The sequence below is a fragment of the Actinoplanes sp. NPDC049118 genome (assembly GCF_040648555.1).
In the GTDB taxonomy this organism is placed as follows: domain Bacteria; phylum Actinomycetota; class Actinomycetes; order Mycobacteriales; family Micromonosporaceae; genus Actinoplanes.
In genome coordinates this window covers 1-20,524 of sequence record NZ_JBEZDY010000046.1, presented here as the reverse complement: position 1 = coordinate 20,524, position 20,524 = coordinate 1, and the positions used below count along the sequence as shown (strand labels likewise).

The 20,524-nt window shown below is 69.2% G+C and carries 19 protein-coding genes, 1 tRNA gene and 1 rRNA gene; 9 read left to right on the top strand and 12 right to left on the bottom strand.

From position 1 onward, the window contains the following. Nucleotides 1-181: 181 nt before the first annotated feature. Both AB0B58_RS40730 and AB0B58_RS40725 read right to left on the bottom strand, forming a co-directional pair. Complete coding sequence (locus tag AB0B58_RS40730; protein WP_360236198.1) at nt 182-3,355, bottom strand: LamG-like jellyroll fold domain-containing protein; 3,174 nt, start codon at nt 3,353-3,355, stop codon at nt 182-184. Nucleotides 3,356-3,522: 167 nt separating this feature from the next. After that, entirely contained in the window at nt 3,523-3,759 is a 237-nt protein-coding gene (locus AB0B58_RS40725; protein WP_360236195.1) for a hypothetical protein, read from the bottom strand. A gap of 96 nt (nt 3,760-3,855) precedes the next feature. On the opposite strand from AB0B58_RS40725, the gene AB0B58_RS40720 reads away from it, so the two are divergent. From AB0B58_RS40720 to AB0B58_RS40710, 3 genes are all read left to right on the top strand, one after another. After that, complete coding sequence (locus tag AB0B58_RS40720; protein ID WP_360236192.1) at nt 3,856-5,424, top strand: Ig-like domain-containing protein; 1,569 nt, start codon at nt 3,856-3,858, stop codon at nt 5,422-5,424. Between the two features lie 196 nt (nt 5,425-5,620). Continuing rightward, nucleotides 5,621-5,812 (top strand): hypothetical protein, encoded by a 192-nt coding sequence (locus tag AB0B58_RS40715; RefSeq protein ID WP_360236189.1) that lies wholly within the window; start codon nt 5,621-5,623, stop codon nt 5,810-5,812. 101 nt (nt 5,813-5,913) lie between these two features. Then, the gene (locus tag AB0B58_RS40710; RefSeq protein ID WP_360236233.1) at nt 5,914-6,561 is read left to right on the top strand and encodes a tyrosine-type recombinase/integrase; all 648 of its coding nucleotides are present in this window, start codon (nt 5,914-5,916) and stop codon (nt 6,559-6,561) included. Here the strand turns inward: AB0B58_RS40710 and AB0B58_RS40705 are convergent. Further along, nucleotides 6,523-6,594 (bottom strand) — tRNA-Lys (locus AB0B58_RS40705). The two genes, AB0B58_RS40710 and AB0B58_RS40705, sit on opposite strands and share 39 nt — an antisense overlap. Nucleotides 6,595-6,868: 274 nt before the next feature. On the opposite strand from AB0B58_RS40705, the gene AB0B58_RS40700 reads away from it, so the two are divergent. Continuing rightward, nucleotides 6,869-7,537 carry a hypothetical protein gene (locus AB0B58_RS40700; RefSeq protein ID WP_360236186.1) on the top strand — a complete coding sequence of 223 codons (669 nt, stop codon included), beginning with the start codon at nt 6,869-6,871 and terminating at the stop codon, nt 7,535-7,537. Nucleotides 7,538-7,559: 22 nt separating this feature from the next. Here the strand turns inward: AB0B58_RS40700 and AB0B58_RS40695 are convergent, their stop codons facing one another. Both AB0B58_RS40695 and AB0B58_RS40690 read right to left on the bottom strand, forming a co-directional pair. After that, nucleotides 7,560-8,180, bottom strand: a complete 621-nt coding sequence (locus AB0B58_RS40695; protein ID WP_360236183.1) for a 3'-5' exonuclease — start codon at nt 8,178-8,180, stop codon at nt 7,560-7,562. Between the two features lie 25 nt (nt 8,181-8,205). Next, nucleotides 8,206-8,724 carry an AAA family ATPase gene (locus AB0B58_RS40690; protein ID WP_360236180.1) on the bottom strand — a complete coding sequence of 173 codons (519 nt, stop codon included), beginning with the start codon at nt 8,722-8,724 and terminating at the stop codon, nt 8,206-8,208. A 55-nt stretch (nt 8,725-8,779) separates the two neighbouring features. On the opposite strand from AB0B58_RS40690, the gene AB0B58_RS40685 reads away from it, so the two are divergent. Then, on the top strand, nt 8,780-9,259 hold the full coding sequence (locus tag AB0B58_RS40685) for a hypothetical protein (protein WP_360236177.1): 480 nt from the start codon (nt 8,780-8,782) through the stop codon (nt 9,257-9,259). A gap of 73 nt (nt 9,260-9,332) precedes the next feature. On the opposite strand, the gene AB0B58_RS40680 is transcribed toward AB0B58_RS40685, so the two are convergent. From AB0B58_RS40680 to AB0B58_RS40665, 4 genes are all read right to left on the bottom strand, one after another. Next, complete coding sequence (locus AB0B58_RS40680) at nt 9,333-10,907, bottom strand: hypothetical protein (protein ID WP_360236174.1); 1,575 nt, start codon at nt 10,905-10,907, stop codon at nt 9,333-9,335. A gap of 234 nt (nt 10,908-11,141) precedes the next feature. Further along, on the bottom strand, nt 11,142-12,200 hold the full coding sequence (locus tag AB0B58_RS40675) for a PIN domain-containing protein (RefSeq protein ID WP_360236171.1): 1,059 nt from the start codon (nt 12,198-12,200) through the stop codon (nt 11,142-11,144). A gap of 24 nt (nt 12,201-12,224) precedes the next feature. Continuing rightward, nucleotides 12,225-13,766 carry a sodium:proton antiporter gene (locus tag AB0B58_RS40670; protein ID WP_360236168.1) on the bottom strand — a complete coding sequence of 514 codons (1,542 nt, stop codon included), beginning with the start codon at nt 13,764-13,766 and terminating at the stop codon, nt 12,225-12,227. A gap of 18 nt (nt 13,767-13,784) precedes the next feature. Then, nucleotides 13,785-15,314, bottom strand: a complete 1,530-nt coding sequence (locus AB0B58_RS40665) for a calcium-binding protein (RefSeq protein ID WP_360236165.1) — start codon at nt 15,312-15,314, stop codon at nt 13,785-13,787. 220 nt (nt 15,315-15,534) lie between these two features. On the opposite strand from AB0B58_RS40665, the gene AB0B58_RS40660 reads away from it, so the two are divergent. Continuing rightward, nucleotides 15,535-15,864 (top strand): hypothetical protein, encoded by a 330-nt coding sequence (locus AB0B58_RS40660; protein WP_360236162.1) that lies wholly within the window; start codon nt 15,535-15,537, stop codon nt 15,862-15,864. Next, a complete protein-coding gene (locus AB0B58_RS40655; RefSeq protein ID WP_360236159.1) occupies nt 15,861-16,946 on the top strand; it encodes a Gfo/Idh/MocA family oxidoreductase in 1,086 nt (361 codons plus the stop codon). The genes AB0B58_RS40660 and AB0B58_RS40655 overlap by 4 nt, the downstream gene beginning before the upstream one ends. Here AB0B58_RS40655 and AB0B58_RS40650 read toward each other — a convergent pair. After that, nucleotides 16,943-17,533, bottom strand: coding sequence for a TetR/AcrR family transcriptional regulator (locus AB0B58_RS40650; RefSeq protein WP_360236156.1), 591 nt, complete (start codon nt 17,531-17,533; stop codon nt 16,943-16,945). The genes AB0B58_RS40655 and AB0B58_RS40650 overlap by 4 nt on opposite strands. Before the next feature lie 148 nt (nt 17,534-17,681). On the opposite strand from AB0B58_RS40650, the gene AB0B58_RS40645 reads away from it, so the two are divergent. Next, nucleotides 17,682-19,067, top strand: a complete 1,386-nt coding sequence (locus AB0B58_RS40645) for an FAD-linked oxidase C-terminal domain-containing protein (RefSeq protein ID WP_360236153.1) — start codon at nt 17,682-17,684, stop codon at nt 19,065-19,067. Nucleotides 19,068-19,167: 100 nt separating this feature from the next. Further along, nucleotides 19,168-19,497, top strand: a complete 330-nt coding sequence (locus AB0B58_RS40640; RefSeq protein ID WP_360236150.1) for an STAS domain-containing protein — start codon at nt 19,168-19,170, stop codon at nt 19,495-19,497. On the opposite strand, the gene AB0B58_RS40635 is transcribed toward AB0B58_RS40640, so the two are convergent. Then, the gene (locus AB0B58_RS40635) at nt 19,494-20,267 is read right to left on the bottom strand and encodes a hypothetical protein (RefSeq protein ID WP_360236147.1); all 774 of its coding nucleotides are present in this window, start codon (nt 20,265-20,267) and stop codon (nt 19,494-19,496) included. The two genes, AB0B58_RS40640 and AB0B58_RS40635, sit on opposite strands and share 4 nt — an antisense overlap. A gap of 169 nt (nt 20,268-20,436) precedes the next feature. Then, nucleotides 20,437-20,524, bottom strand: a 5S ribosomal RNA gene (gene rrf / locus AB0B58_RS40630); the annotation flags it as partial.

Sequence of the window (20,524 nt, the reverse complement as noted above, 5' to 3'; positions counted from 1 at the left end):
GCGCGGTCACGCCGAGCGGCACGCACATTAGCGAAGTTCGCCGTCACACCAGTCTCCTTCAGCCGCATGCCGCGGCAGTCCCCGTGCACCGGCCCGAACCGGCTCAATCATTCGAATACACGTCGGTCGCGGCGTCACCGGCCCCCATCGCAGACCCGCGACGGGGCCGATCCGGTCAGCGTCAGGCTGCGGGCAGGTCCTCGGCCTGCGCCTTCTCAGCGATCTCGTGTTTCGACCAGACCCGTGGAGTCGCGTGTACTTCGTCGACCTCGCCGACCCACCGGTCACTCGGGCCGACGTTCCAGCCGCGGCCGATCGCGAACCTGCCGGTCGCCTCCCAGGTCGCGGTACCGGCCTTCTCCGCCAGTACCCCGTCAGCCGTCGGGATGCCGTTGACATAGAGCTGGATCCGGTTGAGGGCGGGATTCACGATGCCGACCAGATGCACCCAGGCACCGGCCTCGACATAGCTGGCGGTGCAGGCGTCGGTCGTCGCGGCGGCTGCGACGTCGGCGGCGGCGACCGAGAAGCACCAGGCGGGATCGTTGACGCCGTCGGCGTCGACATCCCGGTCTGTGCGGTAGCCGAGCTTGAACATCGAGGTGTTCACGCCGTCCTGCGAAACCGCCACCTGATTGCCCGCCGGCAACGGCGCGGGCAGGTCGGCCTGCTCATCGTCGGGCGGGGTCTGCTCCTCGTCGGGGTTGTCACCGGTTCCAGGATCCGGTTCCGATCCCGGGTCGGTGCCCGGATCGGATTCGTCCGTGGCCGGCGGCGCGGGCAACCGCACCCAGGCCGCGACGGTGAAGCCCGCCGGGGCCAGCGTGTCGAACACCGTCGAGGATGTGCCGAGCTCGCCGGCACCGGCGAAGGTCGCGGCAGACTCGCCGCGCTTGCCGGCCTCCGACCAGGTCACCCCGGCGCCCGACACGGCGGCGGGACGGTTGTTCTCCGGCGCCGACGCGGCGGCCGTTCCGGCGCCCTCGTCGAGCGACCAGTACCAGGCCTCGCCGACCGGCCGCACCTTGAACACGTAGTCGACGGCTCCGGACACGTTGCCGGCGGTGTCGATCGCCTTCACCCGCAGCGTGTTGACCAGGTCCTTGCTCGGCGTGAGCGTCCGCTCCAGCACACCGCTGGCGGGCGGCGATACCTGCGTCTCGGTACCGCCGTTGAGCGAGTACGAGTAGGTCTTCACCGCGTCCGTGGAGGTGCCGGGCCGGAAGATGAACACGCCGGGCACACCCGGCCCGCCGTTCCAGCCTGTCGTCGGGTACTTCTCGCTGGTGACCGTCGGATTCTTCGGGTTCGCCGTGTCAACCTTGAAGCCGAACCAGTCCGAGTACGAGCCACAGAGGTAGCTGTCGCAGGCCTTACCGCGCCAGTAGTACTGCCCGTCCGCCAGATCGGACTTCAGGGTCCAGCCACGCTGGCTGTTACTGGCAACGCCGGTGACCGTGGTACCCGACGAGGCCTTGCGGGTCGTCTTGTCGGCGGCGTAGACCTCGTACTCGTAGCGCAGCGTGCCGCCGTCGGCGTCCGCGGCCTTCATGCTCAGCGTCGGCCGCTTCGATGAGGTGACCGCGGTGCCGTTACTGCATGCGGCGTAGCACGGGCTGAACGCCAGGCTTCCCGGCTTGCCGGGGGTGTGGTTGTACTCGACGTCGAGGTACGCCGAATCGGGCACCAGCTTCTTCCACTGGTAGTCGTCCGACTCGCTCTTGGCGCGAAACGCGAGGGTGATCGTCCCGAGCCCCGCCCTCGCACCGTTCTGGAAGTCGTCGCGGACTGCGGTCTGGGCGAACCTCACCTCGTCGTTGCCCTTCGGGCAGGCGCTCTTGTTCGCGGTCGCGTTGACGGAGCCCAGGACCTTCCAGGTTTTGTCCTTGGTGCTGTTCCAGGTCACCGCCGCCGACTTGTCGACCCAGTTGGTCCGCCACAACTGGAACGGCGTCGGCGAGCAACTCGCGCTGTGCCGCACGTTGACCAGCACGTGCGCCTTCTTGATGGTCGCGCCCTTGAGCTTGTTCACGTCGAACTGCACGATCGTGCGCCAGTCGTCGTCCGAGGAACCCTGCCAGAGCTGCCCGACCCGCATGTCGCCCCGCGTGGAGCTGTCACTCCAGTACGACTTGGTGGGGTTCTTACGGCTGACGTGCGTCCAGATCTCCTTGCCTCCGTTGAAGCCGGGGTCGATCGACACCGGATACACGGTGGCGGGATCGGTCAGCATCGCCTGCGACGGCACCACCGTCAGCGAGTCACCGTCCAGATGGACCGGCACGTCCTCGATCCGCCGCGGCTCCGGGTCCTGCGGCAGCACCGCTGGCGGCGGATCCGCGCCGAGGACCCGCGCCTTCTGCGCCGCGACCATCGCCGCCTGCTGCGGCTTGTCCCACATCCGGGCGCCGTCGGACACGAAGACCGGCTCACCCGACGGCGTCACCGCCTTGATGAAACCGTCCGCGCCGCTCTGCACCGCCACGCCCTGAGTAGCGAGGCCGAAGCGAAGCGCCCGCAGATCAGGATTGTCCGCGGCGGTCGGGGTCTTGACGACCAGAACCTCGCTGAACGAGTCGACGTAAGCGCTCAGCCGCAGGTCAACGCCGGGAAGCACCTCCCGGTAGGTGGCCGTGCTACCGGAGAGCACGGGCTTGTGCTTGCGAAACGGGCTCGGCCAGGACATGGCCAGCGATCGCCCATCCCGCACGACAGTCAGCAGCGGACCGCCACCCCCGTTGGAGAACCGCACGTCCAACGTCGTCGCCTCCGGCACCACGACACCGTCGACGACCTTCAGATCCGGCTTCACCGGGACCCACTTCGCGCCGCGCCGCACGCGAATCGGGGAGGCGTGCTGCCGGGACCGGAGTGTGCCGTCGGGCAACGCGAAGGTCTCCGACGACTCGGTCCGCTCGCCCAGGATCTCCACCGGCTTGCGGCTCTTCCATGCGAGGCGCATCGCGGTGGCCTGGTCCGCCGCCTCGGTCGGATCCGCCGCGGGCACGGCGACCGGCGGCCGCGCGGCCGACGCCGGCTGTGCGATGAACGCGACCGCGGCCACGATCGTCATCGCGGCCACCGAGGCCGCCAACGGACGAATCACGCCGGTCACGGACAGGGCGAAATGGCGGCCGTACGGCCGCCGGGCGTGCGTCATCAACATCCCCCGTGTTCTCAGCGCTGCCCCGAGGAGACAAACACTCCCCGGCAAAGTCGCCGACCAGCGAAACGATATAGAGGACGGACGATCACCCGCAAGGCGGTTCGCCGCCGAGCCACGAATGTGAACAGACACACGCATCAACTCGGCCGGTCCGGGGCGTGGGTCCGCGAGAAGCAGCGGGCCGCCCACGACCTACCCGCCTACCCGGCGCTTCGTCGACATGGAACCGCAGCCAGACGCCGACGCACCGCACCAGCCGGCTGCAGGGGCGACCGCTCCTCCTCGAGGACCTGGCGACTTGCCAACGCAGCTGACGGCGGAGCCCGCTCGCAGCACCCTTCCCTACCGCCGCCCCCTCAAGCTTGTGAAGCCGCGCCCAGATTCAACCTGAGCCGGGCGCGCGACCGCAGCAATGCCGCCGTCGCAGCGACGGCGCTGTGCGCCAGCTCCCGAAACACCGTCCAATACATGTCCGCAGTCTTGACCGCGCTGGAGTGCCCCAGGTCGTGCTGAATCGCCTTCAGCTCGACGCCCGCCACACCCGCAAGGCTGGCCGCGCCGTGCCATAGCCGGCGGCAGCTCCAGATGCGCACCAGGGCACGGAATCGGTGGGTGAGCCGTCCGGCCGCACCGGCCGCCCATCCTGATGGGTGAACAGGTAGCAGCCGCGGCAGCCATCTCTGTCGTCGGTGAACGAGCAGGTCGGGCGAGCGGGATCGACAGTTGATAATCAACTCACGTATCGTCCGGGCGGCAATCACGACTACGGGGGTCCGGGCGCTATGGGCAGACTTCGTCTCATCACGACAGCCGGGTTGCTCGGCTCCTTGGTCATGTGGGGGCCGGCGCCCGCCTTTGCCGCCGACCCGCCCGTCGACGTCGCCTCACCGGTCGTCACCTCCACCGGTCTCGTGGACGGCCAGGTCGTCGGGCGAGGCCAGCGGCTTCGTCCGAGCTGGGCGGACGACACCGGCGTTACTCGGGTGGAGGTCGTCCTCAACGGCGCGGTCCTGCGGAGCTACCTGCCGGGTCAGTGGGACCAGGGCGTTTACCTGGCGGTGCCCGCCAATCTGCATGACACCGAGGCGGACGTCACCATCCGGGCGTTCGATGCGGCGGGCAACCAGGGCGAGGCGACGAGCCGTGTCCGTGTGGACACCCAGGGCCCGAACGCCACCCTGTCGCCGCCGTTCGAGTCCTTCATCGGCGGGGTGGTCACCTTCACCGCGACCGACGTGTCGAGCGATCTCGCGCAGATCGTGCTGTTTGACCACGCGAGCGGCCGGGAGGTGGCGAAGGCCACGGCCGCACCGTGGTCCATGACGTGGGACACGACCGGGCGCACCGGGGACACCCACGTCCACTTCGAGCTCACTGACAAAGTCGGCAACGTCTCCTTCGCCTACGGCTTCTACGGCATCGACAACACCGGGCCGACCATCTCCGGGCTGCAGTTCCCGCAGCAGGCGGATCACGCCGTCGTGGACGGACGCATCAGCGGCAAAGCCCGGCTGACCGCACTGGTCGACGGCCCCTCACCGCTCGACAGGGTCGAATGGTGGGTAGACGGGACGTTGCGTTCGACGTATCCCGTTCCCTCATCGGGGTCCTACCCGACGCCCTATTTCGACTGGGACACCGGCCTGGCCAACGGCACCGCCCTATTGGAGGTCCGCGCCCACGACATCCTCGGGCACCGCGCGACGGCGACGCGCAACATCGTCATCGACAACACCGGCCCGACGATCACCTCGATCACCCCAGCCAACCGGGCTCTCGTCCGAGGCGGTCAATTCAAGACCACCGTGAAGGGCGCAGACCCGTCCGGCATCCGCGAGGCGTATCTGCTGGATGCCACCGCCGTGAACAATGCGCCCTTCACCGTGTTCGCCTCCGCCGGCAAGGACGGACCGCGCACGCTGACCTGGACACTCACCGACCGACTGGGTAACCAGAGCACCGCCAAGCGGGTCGTCATCGTCGACAACACCAAGCCGAAAGTGAAGATCACCAAGGCACCCGGCAACGGCGCGAAGGTCAGCAAGACGGTCAAGGTCACCGTCTCCGCCACCGACCGCAACGGCATCAACAGGGTCGAGCTGCTGATCAACGGCAGGGTCATCGCCACGGACACCAAGGCGTCATACGCCTTCTCCGTCAACCCGAAGAAGTACGGCAAGAAGATCAAGATCCAGATTCGCGGCTACGACAAGGCCGGCAACGTCACGAAGACCACCACCCGTACCTGGCGCCGCTGATCGCAGCCTGAGGATCGAAGCGTGACGCTTGTGACGGTCCGCGTCGCAAGCGTGATGTCTCCTGCCGCGAAGCGCCGTCGGTCAACGACGCCCGCCCAACGGCAGCACTCCGGCCGGGCTGCCCCGCTCGCCGGCCACCCTGCAACGCATCCGGGCAACCCTGCGCGCCGCCTACAACGCCGCGATCCGCGAAGGGATGATCACCGACAATCCTGCCCGCCGGGTCGAGATGCCGGCCGGGCGCCAGCCCCAGGCGGTGGTCTGGACCGAGGGGCGCGATGAGGAATGGCACGCCGACGGCGTCCGCCCCGGCGTCGCGGTCTGGCTCCCGGCGCAGCTGACGGAGTTCCTCGCGTTCGTCGCAGAGGATCCGCTCTACCCTCTGTAGTGGCTGATCGCCCTCCGCGGTCTGCGCCGGGGTGAGACCGCCGGTCTGCGCTGGTACGACGTCGATCTCGACGCCCGGCAGCTGACCGGCGCACCGTCACCGTGCTCCGCGCCCACCTGCGCCGCCAACGCGCCCACTACCTGCTCACCGGCCGCACCTGGCGGGCCTCCGGGTACGTGTTCACCCGCCCGGACGGTCTGCCGTTCCACCCGAACCACTTCACGAGACGCCTTCGCTTCCTGACCGACCTGTGCGGCCTACCACCGGTCCGGCTGCACGACCTGCGCCACGGGGCGGCCAGCCTCGCCCACGCCGCCGGCGCCGACCTCAAGACCGTCCAGGGCCAACTCGGGCATGCCAGCATCGTGCTGACCGCCGACACCTACACCAGCGTGCTGCCCGCCGCCCAGCACAAGGCCGCCGAAGTCACCGCCCGCCTCATCCTCACCACGGCCCGCAACGCCCACGCCAGGATGACCGCCAAGAACCGGCGCCGTCGGCCCGGACCACCGCCGCGGCTCGCCCAGACGTCCACCACACCACCCCGCGCTAACAACGCTGCCGGCGGCAAATCCGCAGGTCAGGGGGCCTCAACAAGGCAACGCGACACTCAAATGCGTACGAAACGGTCCAAGCGACAACGAGTGACCAACAAGCGTCCACGCACCACACCGGACAGCCGGACGGCGGGAAACCACAGGTCAGCAGGGTGGGCCGCCGGGGATTCGAACCCCGAACCTAAGGATTAAAAGTCCTCAGCTCTGCCATTGAGCTAGCAGCCCGCGGGCATCAGATTACCCGACGAGATCTGCCGGGGCTGGGCAGTGGCGTGCACCTGGACACGCCGGCGCACGCCGCCGTCTTCGGCCTGCACCGATATCGGCCTGGCCGACCCGGTCGACGTCGAGGCGATGGTCCCGCCGTCGGCTCCGGCACCCTCGCGCATTTCGGCGTCATCGCCGGACCTGATCGACTACCCCTCGCCGGGCGAAGCTCCCGCAGGTGCTTGCGAAGGCTGCTCATGTAGGCGCATCGGCCGCCGATGAGCCGTACGACATGAGGAAGCTGTGGATTTGCGCGGGAGCCGCCTGCGCGCTGGCACTCGGCGGGTCGTCGGCGTCCGTACCGCCCGTGACCGAGATCTCCGACGCCCCGAGCTCTGTCGCCCTCGGCGATCCGGCCGCTCTCTTTGATCTAGACGGTTTTCAAGGCCTGGTTGTCTCCGACGTCATGGTCATCAGCGACCCTGATGAGCAGTGCACCCCGCCTCCACCCCGTGCGAGCATCCCGGCGACCGCTCGCCTTGGTGAGGCGATCGCCTATAACAGCTTGCGGTACACGATCAGTTCGATCGGTGTGGCCGGCAGAGACGACGACCGGGTCTGGTTGGTCGTCCGCGCCCAGGTCGTCAGCTCAGGATGCGCAGGATCGGCCAGCCTCTGGGACTTCCTCTTCACCGACGCCGGCGGCGCGAGCTATAAACCGAGTCCTCAAGGCCGACGGGGCGAGTTCACCTCGTACGTCATCCCGGCCGGCGGTTGGGCAACCGGGCTCGTCTTCTTCGACCTGCCTGCCACCGCGGTTCCTGGTGGCGCGGTCGGCTTCCGAGAGTCGATCCTTCCCATCTCACTCACGGGTCGCACACCCGATCGGCCGTACGGCCTCTGGCCTGTTCCGGCGTCCCCTTCCGCAGCCCGAAGCCCAGACACGTATCCGGCGAACTGAGGCGTGGCGCACCGTTCACTGCTCACCCGGTGACCGGCTGTCCCCGGCGGGCGAGTTCGACGACGATTGCGGCGATGTTCCACGCGTCGTCGTCGCCGCGGTGGTGGCGTCCCTCCAGTGGCAGGCCGGCCTGGGCGAGGGCACGACTCATGCCGACCCCTCGGCGTAGGCCGAACGCGGTCGCGAACCGTTCCTTGACGTTGATGTGACGGCTGCCGAACGGATACCCGACGCCACCGACGCACTGGCGTTCGAATTGACGCCGGTCGTACTCGCCCCAGCTCGCCCAGGTCCGGTGGCGTCCGCGCAGCTCGTCTCGGACACTGGCGCACGCCGTGTCGAAGTCCACACCGCCGTCGACGTCGGCCTGGGTGAGCCCGGTCAGCTCGGTGCAGAACGCGCTCACCCGCGACCGGCGTGGCCGGACGAGGATGCGCCGCCGCTCGATCCGTCGCCAGTCATGAGTGTCGACCACGCAGACACCGATCTCGATGATCTCGCTCGACTCATCGCGCGGCGGGCTGTCAGCCCAACAGGTTGCCTCAACATCGACGATATTGAGGAACCGTTCGAGGTCCTCATTCACGGGTGAGGACTTTAACGGTTCGTTCCCATCGACGCGCCCGAATTCGCGGGTCGCCACTTGCCGTAGATACCGAGTGCCCGCCTCAGCTCTTGACGACGTTCGCGATCTGCAGGGCGGCCTGGGCGGGCGTGAGGTGGGTGGTGTCGACGACCTCGGCCTCGTCATGTAGCCACGTGCGGGCCGCCTCGGCGTAGGGCTCGAGGTATTTGAGGCGGAACGGGGAGGGGACGGCGTGTTCCGCCTCGATACGTCCGCGGAGGGTGTCCTGGTCGGCGTGGAGGACGAAGTGCCTCACCGGGATGGCATGTTGGGCGAGGCCCGTGCTGATCTCGCGCCAGTACCGCTCGACCAGGACGGTCATGGGCATCACCAGGGTGCCGCCGGTGTATTCGAGTACCCGGCGGGCGGTCTCGACGACGAGTTGCCGCCACGGTGGCCAGTGTTGGAAGTTGTCCGTCTCGGGCGGCCCCGGCGTGATGTCCATGAGTGTCTCGCCGACCTTCTCGGCGTCGAACACCCGTGAGTCCGGGATCAGTTGCCGCACGATTGCACCGATCGTCGTCTTGCCCGCGCCGTGGGTGCCGTTGAACCATACGATCATGGGCCCCGACGCTAGCGCTTTGCGGGTCGCGGGTCGCCTTGGCAGAAAGGACGCCGTGACGATGAAGCACATGGCACCCCTTGCTGATCTTGCGCGGTGCCTTGATGTGCCGGTGCCCGAGGACACTGACGACGAGCATCAGCGGTGGACCCTCTACCAAAGGGCGATCGGCTGCGAGGCGTGCCATCCGCAGTTGCTTGCCGCCGTCCTTCTCGACCCGGATGACGTGCTGGTCGCGGCCGTGGTGACCCAGATGATGGAATGGGTCGAAGCGCCTGGGCGCGAGCGTTGGATCGCATCGGTCCGCACCGAGAAGGACCGGCGGTATGCCTCCCGGCGCGCCGGCGAGGTCGACATTCTGCGTTTACAGGGCGCCATCCCAAACCTCGACCGGGAGTTGCTGGCGACCTGGACCGACTGGCTTCAGATCAGACTCGCAGAGACCACCACGGTCGTGGGCACCCTCGACCAGCTGGCACGGCACGGCAGAACGAAAAGGATTCGACGGACAGCTGCACAACGGCTAATGGAGTGACACATCAACGTTCGCAGCCGACCGCCACCTGAAGCCCCGGATTTCCCGGGGCTTCAGGTGGTCCGTCGGCAGGTCAGGCGACCGTGTACGCCCGGTAGATCGTCACCTGCGCGTACTCGCCCTTCGTGGTGGTGATCCGGCTGCGCAACGCGACCGCTCCGCTCGCCGGGTTCTTGACCGTGGCCTGCCAGCGACCGCCGACCTTCTTGACGGGTACGGATCGCCAGGTCCTGCCGTTATCGAAGGACACCTGGGCGGTGACCGTCTTGGCAGTGACCTTTCCGAGCTTCAGGTCGGGAGTGTTCCTGCGCCGATCCGGGCGGATGTCGAGGACCGTGCTGGAGCCCGCCTTCGCCCGGTTGTTCATGTCCAGGCCGCCGGGAACCATCCGCGGCAGGATCACGTCGGCGTAGCGGGACTTCGCCTTGGGGTTCAGCTTCATCTTGAAGATCGCCTGGGCGCGCGGCGAGAGCATGTCGGCCGGGTGCTTGATGCCGGGCCGGTACCGCTGAGCGTCGACCTGGAGCCGGTACCAGCCCTTCTTCTTGATCTTCGCGCTGAATTCTGAGCCCTTGCCCTCCCAGTCCGTGCGCCACTGGGCCTTGAGCACCTTGTTCGCGCTGTTGTACAGCGTCACCCGGGATCGCTCGCTGGCCTCGGAGTACAGGTCGTACGAGGGGTCGGTGAACATCAGCGAGGTGTCGAACCTCAGCGTGGTGGAGTACATGCCGGGCAGGTTCCGGCCGGGTCCCCAGGCGGCGTTGAAGAAGCTCTGGTTGTACGACTTGCCCGCGGCCAGGGTGAGTTTGCGGTAGTCGAAGCCCATCATGGCGCTGTTGCCGCCGCTCTCCGTGCCCCACCAGTTGGCCTCCAGGCTCCAGCTGCCCGGGCTGGCATGGATCTTGGTGACGATCGGGCTGATCCCGGAGAAGACGGAGGCGCCGTACCCGGCGTGGCACGCGGCGCGTTCCACCAGGCGCAGGTCGACGTTGTCGCTGCCGGCCGGGCCGCGCTTGAGCCGCCCGGTGACGGTGGCCATCGAGGCGGTGCGGTAGGTACGGCTGACGCCGGAGGGCACGGCGGACTTGGTGGCACCGGAGACCATCCACAGGTTGCCCGTCGACCCATCCGACCAGGAGGAGTTGTAGGCGAACTGCAGGCTCTTCGACGAGTTGGGGATGACGAACATCTTGCCGGGCTCGTTCCATGCCCCGATCTCGGTGCTCGAGCTGGACGACTCGGCGCAGATCTGTGCCCGCACCTCCTGGTAGTAGGCGTCGCCCGGCTTCTTGTCCAGTGCCAGCTTGACCGGCTTGCCGCGGCGGGCGTCGATCGTCGTGCTGGTTCTGCCCGAGACCTTGAGCACCCGTGCCCCGAGCGTGTCGGTGCCGTCCTTGGTCGAGTAGATGTCGGTGAGGACCGCGTACTTGCCCTTCTTCAGCTTCTTGGCCGTGAGGCTCGTGCCCTTGTACTCGGCACCGTTGTCCAAGTTGATCAGACGTAGCGGCGACTTGAGCTTCGCGCCGCTGCGGTCGTACGTGATGACGGTGAGGTACGCAGTCGCGGCCGCGGCCGAAGCGGCCGTGCTCACCAAAGTGATCGGCAGCAGCACCGTGACCGCGGCCAGGACCACGGGAAGTCTTCGCAAAGTCGCCCCCGACGAGATTGATCAATGGGTCGCGATATTAACAACTGCCGAAGTCATCCGTTGCCCCGCCGGGGCCGGTCATGCGAATCCCGTCCGCGCCAGCGCGACGGCAGCGCATCGATCAACGGCGCTGGAGCCTCCGGCCAGTCGTCAAGGGCATGGCAGGGGTGTTCGACAGCTCGGCAACGCGACCAACACGGGCACCCGCATCTGGTACCGGGGCTGAGAATGCGCTCAGGCCTGCGCGTTGGTGGTGAGTAGGTAGTCGTCGGCGTCGGCGCTCCATTTCAGGTCGACGGCGCCGCCGGTCGCCGCCGCCTTGCAGAATTGGAGGAAGCTGCGATAGCCGAGCTTCTTCTCGCTGAAGTCGGGCGCCACCTTGCGTACCTGATTCTTGAGACCGGAAAGGGCCGTCGACCCGTCGCTGCCGGCGAGGTCGAAAACCACGGTGCGCAGCAGCGCGAACGCGGCCTCCCGGTCGCCGTGTTCCGGAAGCGTGACCTCGGGGTCGCCCTTGGCGGAGCTTCCGGTCAGCTCGACCACATTGTTCCCGGAGAGGTGGCGAAGCAACTCGCCGAATGCGCGGAACCCGAAGTCCGCCTCGTTGAAGGTGGGGTCCTTCCGGAGCAGGGTCCGCTTGAGCGTCGAGGCGGTCACCGCGCCGCTGGAACTGCGCTGAAGGCCCGCCACGGTCTGCGCGACCAGGGCGGCGAGCGTGTCGACGTCACGCATGGGCGTTTCCACCGCCGGCTGAGGTTCCGGTACCACCTCGGGTGGGCTTACCGGGCGGCTCGGCCGGGTGCGCGCCGGCGGGATCTCGACGCCCTCCAGGCGGTCGTAGTAGAGGAACTCGTCGCAGGCCGGCGGCAGCAGCGCGGAGGTCGACTTCTCGACTCCCACCCCGATGACGCGCTTGTTGAGTTCGCGGAGCTTGTGCACCAGCGGGGTGAAGTCACTGTCGCCGGTGCAGAGCACGAACGTCGAGATGTACGCACGCTCGAATGCCACTTCCAGAGCGTCGACGACCATTTTGATGTCGGCGGCGTTCTTGCGCGAGGCGCCCATCCGCTGCGGAATGTCGATGAGCTCGACATGCGATCGGGTGAGCATCCGGCGGTCTTCATCGAAGTAAGACCAGTCCGCGTACGCCCGGCGCACCACCACCCGCCCCCGCTCGGCGAGTGCGTCGGCGACGGGCCGGAGCTCGAACGGAATGCCGCCAAGGTGGTCACGCGCGCTGATCGCCAGGTTCTCGTAATCGAGGAACAGGGCGATGCGTTCTTCTTGATCCACGAAGCCAGCGTACGCGCGCCGGGGTCAATCGTGGGTCGGGTGCAGGGTATGCCGGGCGGCCTGGCGCAGGTCGATGTCCTCGATCATCGCGCGGGCGATCTCCTCGGTCAGCCGCCGCTCGGTCACGGCCTTGCCGAGCGCCAGCCGCTGCGCCTCGAAGGAGGCGTCCAGGTCGGCGGCGGGCAAAGCGGACGCGTCGGCCACGATCTGCCGGCCGCGCTGACGGAGCTCCCGTTCCTGGGCCCGCTCGGCGGTCAGGTCGAACCTCAGCCGCCGGGTCAGCCAGCCGATCGTGGTGCCCTGCACGAGCAGCGTGCCGAGCGTGACTAGCAGCGCGATCGCCAGGATCGCGTCCCGGCCCGGCATTCCCTTCGGTACCGAGCCGGCCGCGGCCAGGGTGAGGATGCCGCGCATGCCGATCCAGCCGACCAGCAGCGTCTCCCGCTGCGTCGGCGGGTCGAGCGGCTCGCCACCGCGCCGGGTCCGCCGCTGCCTGCGCATCTCGTAGGCGGTACGGAAGGAGGAGTCCCGCTCGGCCCGCCGCTTGACCATCCGGTCGCGCAGCGTCCACCGGCCGAACAGCAGGTACACCGCCACCAGCCGGAACCCGATCGCCACGATCAGCAACGCGCCGGCCGCCACCAGGGTGCGGACCAGCCCCGGCTCCGCCGAGTCGGCCAGGTCTTCGAGCACGAACTTCAACTGCAAGCCGATGTACGCGAAGACGAATGTCTCCAGCACGAAGTCCACGACCGGCCAGAACGCCTGCTCCTGCAGCCGGGTGCGGTATGCGCCCGGGTACTGGTGTTTCGGGTCGAGGGTCAGGTTGATGCTGATCGAGAACGCGGCCGCCACCACCGCGAGGATTCCCGAGGCCTCCACCTCCTCGGCGACCAGGAACGCGGTGAACGGCACCAGCAGCACGAGCGCCGTCTCCAGCGTCGGATTGCCCAGCCGCTTGCGGATCCAGAGGGTGGCGAGCGCGAACAGGGCGCCGATGCCGACGCCCACCGCCGCGTTCCGCAGCAACTCGAGAGCGCCGTGCCCCCACGTGGTGTGCACGCCGCCGACCACACCGATCGCGATGCTGAACAGGGTGAGCGCGGTCGCGTCGTTGACCAGGCTCTCCCCGGTGAGGATGGAGGTGACCCGTTTCGGCAGCCCTATCTCGTCACCGTGCGAAACGGTGGTGATCGTGTCCGGCGGCGCGAGCACCGAGCCGAGCACGAACGCGGCGGCCCCGATCGTCGGCAGCAGCCAGGAGGCCACCAGGCCGAGCACGCCCGCGGTGAGCAGCACGAGCAGCACGCCGAGCGTCATGATCGCGCGCAGGTTGGCACCGAACGCCGCGAACGACGCCCCACGGGTCGCCGAGTAGAGCAGCGGCGGCACCACGACCGCCAGAATGAACTCGCTGTCGAGCTCGAGCCGCGGCATTCCCGGTATGAACGACGCCAACGCGGCCAGCACCACGATGATCATTCCCGGTTCGAGATCCCGCTTGCGGGCGATCGCCGACACGGCGATGCCGACGCCGATGATGAGCAGCAGCTGCACGCCTTCCACGGAGATCAGGCTATGCGGCTACCGTTCGCAGTCCACGTTGACGTCCGGCTCCCAGGAGGTACAGCGGTCCCCGGCCTCCGTGGCGTTGTCCCCGCCATCGAGCCGGTCCACGCCGTCGTCGCCGGTCAGTGAGTCGTCGCCGGCCTCACCGAAGAGCTGGTCGTCGCCGTTGCCACCGAAGAGCCAGTCGTCGGCGCCGCCGCCCCGGATGACGTCGTCACCGTCGTCGCCGGTGATCTTGTTCGCGGCATCGTTGCCGGTCAGGTGATCGTCGCCTGACCCGCTGAAGATGGTCTCGACGTCGCTGCCGACGGTGTCGCCCTCGCCGGCCTGGCCGTCGTCGCCGCGGGCTCCGTCCAGGTCGACGCTGATCGCGGTGGTGTAGGACCCGTAGCTCACCGCGTCGACCCCGGGACCGCCGAGCAGCACATCGGCCTGCACCGCGTACAGCTCGGGCTCGTCGCCGAGCAGGTGGTCGTCGCCCGCCTGGCCGTCGAGCTGGTCCTTGCCCTCGTCACCCCGGAGCAGGTCGTCTCCGCCGCCGCCGAGGATCGTGTCGTTGCCCTCGTAGCCGCGCAGGTAATTGTCGCCCGCCGTGCCGTAGAGCCGGTCGTTCCCGGCGCCGCCGAAGAGCTCCTCGACGTCGGCGGCGATGGTGTCGTGCTCGCCGCTCGCGCCGTCGTCGCCCTGGACTCCGTCCGCATCCGCGGTGATCGCCACCCGGTACGAGCCATAGGTCACCGTGTCGGTGTCGCTTCCGCCGGCGTAGTAGTCCGCGTCCTTGGGCGCGTCGTCGACGCTGTGCGCGTAGATGAAGTCGTGGCCCGCGTCGCCGTAGACCCGGTCCTTGCCCGAGTCGCCCTGGAGCCAGTCGCCGCCGGCGCCGCCGTAGAGGTTGTCGTCGCCGTACTGGCCGTTGACGTGGTCGATGCCGGTGCCGCCGTAGAGAACGTCGTTCCCCTCGTCGCCGCCGACGAAGTCGTTGTCCCACTGACCGTCGATGCGGTCGTTGCCGGTGCCGCCGCTGATCATGTCGTCGCCGGCACCGCCGTAGATCCGGTCCGCACCGGCGTCGCCGTGCAGGGAGTCCCTGCCGCCGCCGGCCCAGATGGTGTCGGCGCCGTCGCGGCCGCGCAGGGTGTCGGCGAGGGCGCCACCGGTGATCGTGTCGTTGCCCGTTCCGCCATCGGCGGTGATCGCCAGGTTCGTCTTGTTGGAGATCGAGTCGTTACGGTCGCCGCTGTAGACCCGCACCCGGGTCGGTGCCTTCGACGTCTTGCACGTGGCCCTGGTCTTGTCGCCCTTGACCGCCTTGCAGCCCTTGCCGGCCTTGACCGTCACCGTGTCGTCGATGGTGATGGTGTTGCCGGAGCGGGTAACCACGATCTTGTTCTGCTTGCCCGTGGCGGCCTTGTACTGCACCTTCGTCGTCTCGTACACCGACGCGACACCGGTCGCCGCGGCCCGGGCGGGCGCCGCGAGGCCACCCGCCGAGATCGTCACCAGCAGGGCAACACCGACGCGTGACAGCCAGACGGAACGGGACATGTGGACCCTCCTAGGGGGACCCAGCGGACCAGAATGCCGCGAGCAGCAAGATCGTAGGGCTGGGGAGCTACCACCGCCACCCCGCGCGATCAATCACCTCGATCATGCCGAAAACGGATGTAACGACCGCCGACGATCGCGGCCCACCCACCTTCGATATAGGCGGCATTCGGTCCGCGGAGGGAAGACGCGGCCGCCCGGCCATTTCTACGCTGATCTGGTGAACCTTCCTCAGGTACGCCACAGGCATCTGATCCTCGCCGCCGTGGTGGCCGGCGCAGCCGGGCTGGCCCTCTTCGCCCTCGGCTGGTGGATCGTCGACTGGCAGTTCCGTGCCGACTGGGGCCGATGGTCCGAGCCTTCGTGGTGGGCCGGCGGGCTGGTGCGGTCGCTCGGCTACCTGGCCTTCAGCAAGGTCGGCTTCAAGGTGGCCCTGGCGGGTATCGTCGGCGCCGCCGCGTGCCTCGCCTGGCTCCGGGCCCGCCGCCGCGACCAGGCCGGCGCGAATCCCGGCCTCCCGCCGCCTCCGTCCGATGGGACGCTGGAATGAATCAAGTCCACGTCGGACTCATCGGCGCCGGCGTCATCTCCGACACGTACCTGAAGAACCTCACGAGCTTTCCCGACCTCCGCGTCGACATGGTCGCCGACCTGGACCTCGCCCGGGCGGAGGCACAGGCGGCCCGGCACGGCGTTCCCGCCTTCGGCACCGTGCGGGAACTCCTCGAGCGCCCCGCGATCGAGCTGGTCGTGAACCTCACCGTCCCGGGTGCCCACGTCGATGTCGGCCTGGCCGCCCTCGAGGCGGGCAAGCACGTCTGGGCCGAGAAGCCCCTGGCCCTGGACCGGCCGTCCGCCCGCAAGCTCCTGAACCGCGCCGGCGAGCTCGGCCTGCGCGTCGCGAGCGCACCGGACACCGTCCTCGGCGCCGGCCTGCAGACCGCGCGCCGCGCCATCGAGGCCGGGCGGATCGGCGAGCCGCGTTCGGCCCTGGCGCTCTTCCAGTCGCCCGGGCCGGAGAGCTGGCATCCCGCGCCCGAGTTCCTCTTCCGGGCCGGCGGCGGCCCGCTGCTCGACATGGGCCCCTACTACCTGACCGGACTGGTTCACCTGCTCGGCCCGATCCGCAAGGTCACCGCGGCGGGCGGCCGGGCTAGGGAGACCAGGGTGATCGGGTCCGGACCCCGATCCGGTACGCCGTTCGCGGTCGAGGTCACCACGACGGTGAACGCCCTGCTGGAATTCGAGCGGGGCGGCTCAGCCCAGGTGGTGTTCAGCTTCGACTCGGCCCTGTCCCGGAGCATCCTCGAGGTCACCGGAACGCTCGGCACCGCCGTACTCCCGGATCCGAATCGCTTCGACGGCCCGACGGTGCTGCACCTGCCGGACCGGGTCGAATTGGCGCCGGAGGGTCACCTGGCGTCGCGGGGCACCGGCGTCCTCGAGACGGCCCGGGCCATCCGGGCCGGACGGCCGGAACGGGCCTCCGGCGCGCTCGCCTTCCACGTGCTCGACGCGATGCAGTCCATCGAGGAGTCGATCGCCGACGGGCGGCCGGTCCTGCTACGGAGCACGGCCGAGGTGCCACCCGCCCTCCCGACCGGCTGGGATCCGTACGCCGGAACGCTCTAGTCGAGCGGGACGGTCAGCAGGTCCTGCAGGTAGAACCGCAGCGCACCGACCAGATCCAGCGCGCTGCCGTTGGACAGCCACCGAACCTGAAGGCCGTCCATCAGCGCCACCAGGTTCAGTCCCGCGTACTCTGGGTCGACGCCCGCGCGCAGCTCACCGCGCTCGGCGAGCACCTTGAACGAGTCGACGGCGTAGCGGCGGGCCGTCGCGTAGTGCCGTTCGAAGTAGTCGTGCGCCGGGTGGTCGTCCGAGACAGCTTCGGCGGCCAGCCGCGAGTACACGTCCACGATGCCGGGATGCCGCACGTGATAGCCGGCGAGCGCGATCAGCCGGCGCAGCGCGGGAAGGCCGGGGGGCACCGCGAGATGTCCGCGCTCGGTGTCCTCCGCGTCGCGGCGTTCCAGCACCGCCCCGAGCAGCGCCTCCTTGGTCGGGAAGTAGTAGAGGAGCCCCGCGTGCGTGATGCCGACGCGCCGGGCGATCTCCCGCAGCGACGAGGCGTGATACCCCGCCTCGGCATACACACCGACGGCCGTCGTGATGATGTCCTCTCGACGGATCCGGCCCTTCAGATAGCCCTCGGCCACCCGGCAATCATGCCGCACCGCCGGCACGGCCCGCCGTTCGCCACCGACGCCGGAACGGCTTCTGAGCACACGACCGGTGCCCGTCGTAGGGTCGGAGCATGTCGACGATCGCCACCGGCAACGAGGGCCGCGGCCGGAGGGTGACGGCATGAGCGGTTCGCTCGCCGCCGCCCTGCCGGGCCTCGACCTGATCACCGACTCCGAGGTGCTCGACTCGCTCAGCCATGACGACGCCGAGTGGGCGCCCGCCGGCAGACCGGTCGGCGCGATCCGCGCCCGCACGACCGAGGAGGTCGGCGCGATCGTCGCGGCCTGCGCGGCGCGCCGGATCCCGGTGGTCGCCCGAGGCGCGGGCACCGGCCTCTCCGGCGGCGCGAACGCGGTCGACGGCGGCCTCATCCTGGACCTGTCCCGGATGAACAGGATTCTGGAGATCGACCCGGACAACATGATCGCGGTCGTCCAGCCCGGCGTCGTCAACGACGACCTGAAGGCAGCGGTCGCCGAGCACGGTCTCTGGTACCCGCCCGACCCGGCGAGCGCACCCTGGTCGACCATCGGCGGCAACGTGGCGACGAACGCCGGCGGCCTCTGCTGCCTCAAATACGGCGTCACCCGCGACTACGTCCTGGGCCTGCAGGCCGTTGTCGGCGGCCCGGCGGGCCCATACGGTACGGCGGTGCGCGTCGGCCGCCGCACCACGAAGGGCGTCGCCGGGTACGACCTGGTCGGACTCCTCGTCGGCTCGGAGGGCACACTCGGCGTCGTCACGGAGGTCACGCTGCGCCTCCGCCCCGCCCGCACCGCGCCACCCCGTACGGTGGTCGGCGCCTTTGAAAGCGTCGTCGCCGCCGGGAACGCGGTGGCCGCGGCCACCCGCCTCGGACTGCTGCCCACCGCGCTGGAGCTGCTCGACCGGGCGTGCCTGCGGGCAGTCGAGGAGTGGAAGCACCTGGGCCTGTCGGCGACCGCGGAGGCGCTGCTCCTCGCCCAGGTCGACACGCCGGGCGAGGCCGGCCACGACGAGGCAAGCGCGCTGGCCCGGGTCTTCCGGGAGGCGGGCGCGCAGTGGGCCGAGCAGTCCACGGACGACTTCGAGGCGGAGGCCCTGTTCGCCGCCCGACGGCTCGCCTATCCGGCGATGGAGCGGCTCGGCCCGGTGCTGACCGAGGACGTCTGCGTGCCCAGGTCGGCGGTGCCGGCGATGCTCGCGTCGATCGACGCGATCGGCACCCGGCACGGCGTCGCGGTAGCGACAATCGCCCACGCGGGTGACGGCAACCTACACCCGCTGATCCGTACGCCGACCGGCGACGAAGTGGCCCGCCGGGCGGCACAGGCGGCCTTCGAGGAGATACTCACCGCGGCGATCGCACTCGGGGGTACGGTCACCGGCGAACACGGCGTCGGCCTGCTGAAACGCGCGGGCATGTGGCAGGAGCTGGACCCGCCGGCGCTGGCGATGATGCAGGCGTTGAAGCGGACCCTGGACCCGCTCGACCTCTTCAACCCCGGAAAGGTCGTCGGCATCTAGTTCTGTTCCGTGCGAATTCGCGCAAAACACTGGTCGACCTGACAACGGAACCGTCATACGCTGGCCGCTCGGCGAACGCTTGGTGACGGAAGGCAGTCCGATGTCGAACACCGCGGTCGATGTCCGCAGGGGCGCGGACGGAAGCGTGGTGGTGCAGCCGCACGGTGAGATGGGGCTGGAGTGCGCCGTGCACTTCCGCCAGGTCCTGGTGCACACCGTCCGCCGCGTGCGCCCGACGCGCCTGATCCTGGATCTGGGCGACGTGTCCGATGTCGATCCGATCAACCTGGGCACGCTGGCCGCGCTCTGCGATCTGGCCGACGACCACCACGTGGTCGTGTTCATGGACAACTCGTCTGCGGCGATCGCGATCCAGTTGACCGCTGCGGGCGTTCCGCCGCAGCGACTCCGGACCCGCCGGATCAGCTAGCCGCGGGCAACCGTCAGCGACGACACCCCACTGGTGGCGTCGACGTCGAACCGATCGGCCGCGGCGTCCCAGCCCGGTGCGGCGAAGACCGATCCGCCGGACACCCCGGTCCTGGTCTGCCCGTCCACGGTGACGTCGCCCGCGCCGCTTCCGGTGGCAACGCGCACCGGCGCATCACCGGCCAGATGTACGAGGAGCCGGCTCGCACCGCCGCCGAGTGTGACCCGCTGCGTCCCGCGGGCGGCCGGAAGCGTGACCTCGGCTCGGCTGGTACCCGCGGCGAAGTCGACGTCGCCTCCGGGGCCCCCGGTGAGGTCGACGGCCTGGTCGCTGGCCCCGCCGGCGAGACGTACCGCCCACCGGACGTCGTCGCTGAGCACCACGGTGACGATCGCGGGACCGTCGCGGCCGGCGTCCCGCAGCCGGGCGACGATGCTGGAACCGTCGACGTCGACCGTCGGCACGACCGCGGATTCCGCCGGCGTGGACACCTGGTAGAGGTCGCTGCCGAGATCACCGACTTCGATGCGTACGACGTCCGCGGCGTTGACCAGCACGAACTCGGCCGGCTTGCCGGAGCCGACAGAGCCGCCGCGGACGACTTGATCCGGTTCGCCCGGCTCTGCCTGACCGATGCCGGGAAGCCCGAGCCCGGTCCCGCCGCCTGGCCAGGTCGGCATCGGCCCGGGTGCACCCGGGGACTCCCGGTCGGGAACCACATAGCCCGGCTGATGGTCGGGGTTGTAGTCCCGCCCACCGTCATCGGCCATGGAACACCCCGCCATCAGCCCAACGGCGACGGCCAACGCTCCTATCCGGGCGGCCACGCGCACCTGTTACCCACCGCCCGCGCCGGCTACACGATGCATCGAGCCATGATGTCATGCAGACGCAGAAAAGGCCCACCCCGTATGGGGTGGGCCTTTTCTGTCACGTTAAGTCCGGCGGCGTCCTACTCTCCCACACCCTCCCGAGTGCAGTACCATCGGCGCTGGAGGGCTTAGCTTCCGGGTTCGGAATGAGACCG

Excerpts from the sequence above, each read along its gene's own strand:
- AB0B58_RS40655 (WP_360236159.1), top strand. The coding sequence starts at position 15,861 with ATGAATCAAGTCCACGTCGGACTCATCGGCGCCGGCGTCATCTCCGAC.
- AB0B58_RS40690 (WP_360236180.1), bottom strand. The coding sequence starts at position 8,724 with ATGATCGTATGGTTCAACGGCACCCACGGCGCGGGCAAGACGACGATC.
- AB0B58_RS40640 (WP_360236150.1), top strand. The coding sequence starts at position 19,168 with ATGTCGAACACCGCGGTCGATGTCCGCAGGGGCGCGGACGGAAGCGTG.
- AB0B58_RS40645 (WP_360236153.1), top strand. The coding sequence starts at position 17,682 with ATGAGCGGTTCGCTCGCCGCCGCCCTGCCGGGCCTCGACCTGATCACC.
- AB0B58_RS40715 (WP_360236189.1), top strand. The coding sequence starts at position 5,621 with ATGATCACCGACAATCCTGCCCGCCGGGTCGAGATGCCGGCCGGGCGC.
- AB0B58_RS40635 (WP_360236147.1), bottom strand. The coding sequence starts at position 20,267 with ATGGCCGATGACGGTGGGCGGGACTACAACCCCGACCATCAGCCGGGC.
- AB0B58_RS40665 (WP_360236165.1), bottom strand. The coding sequence starts at position 15,314 with ATGTCCCGTTCCGTCTGGCTGTCACGCGTCGGTGTTGCCCTGCTGGTG.
- AB0B58_RS40700 (WP_360236186.1), top strand. The coding sequence starts at position 6,869 with ATGAGGAAGCTGTGGATTTGCGCGGGAGCCGCCTGCGCGCTGGCACTC.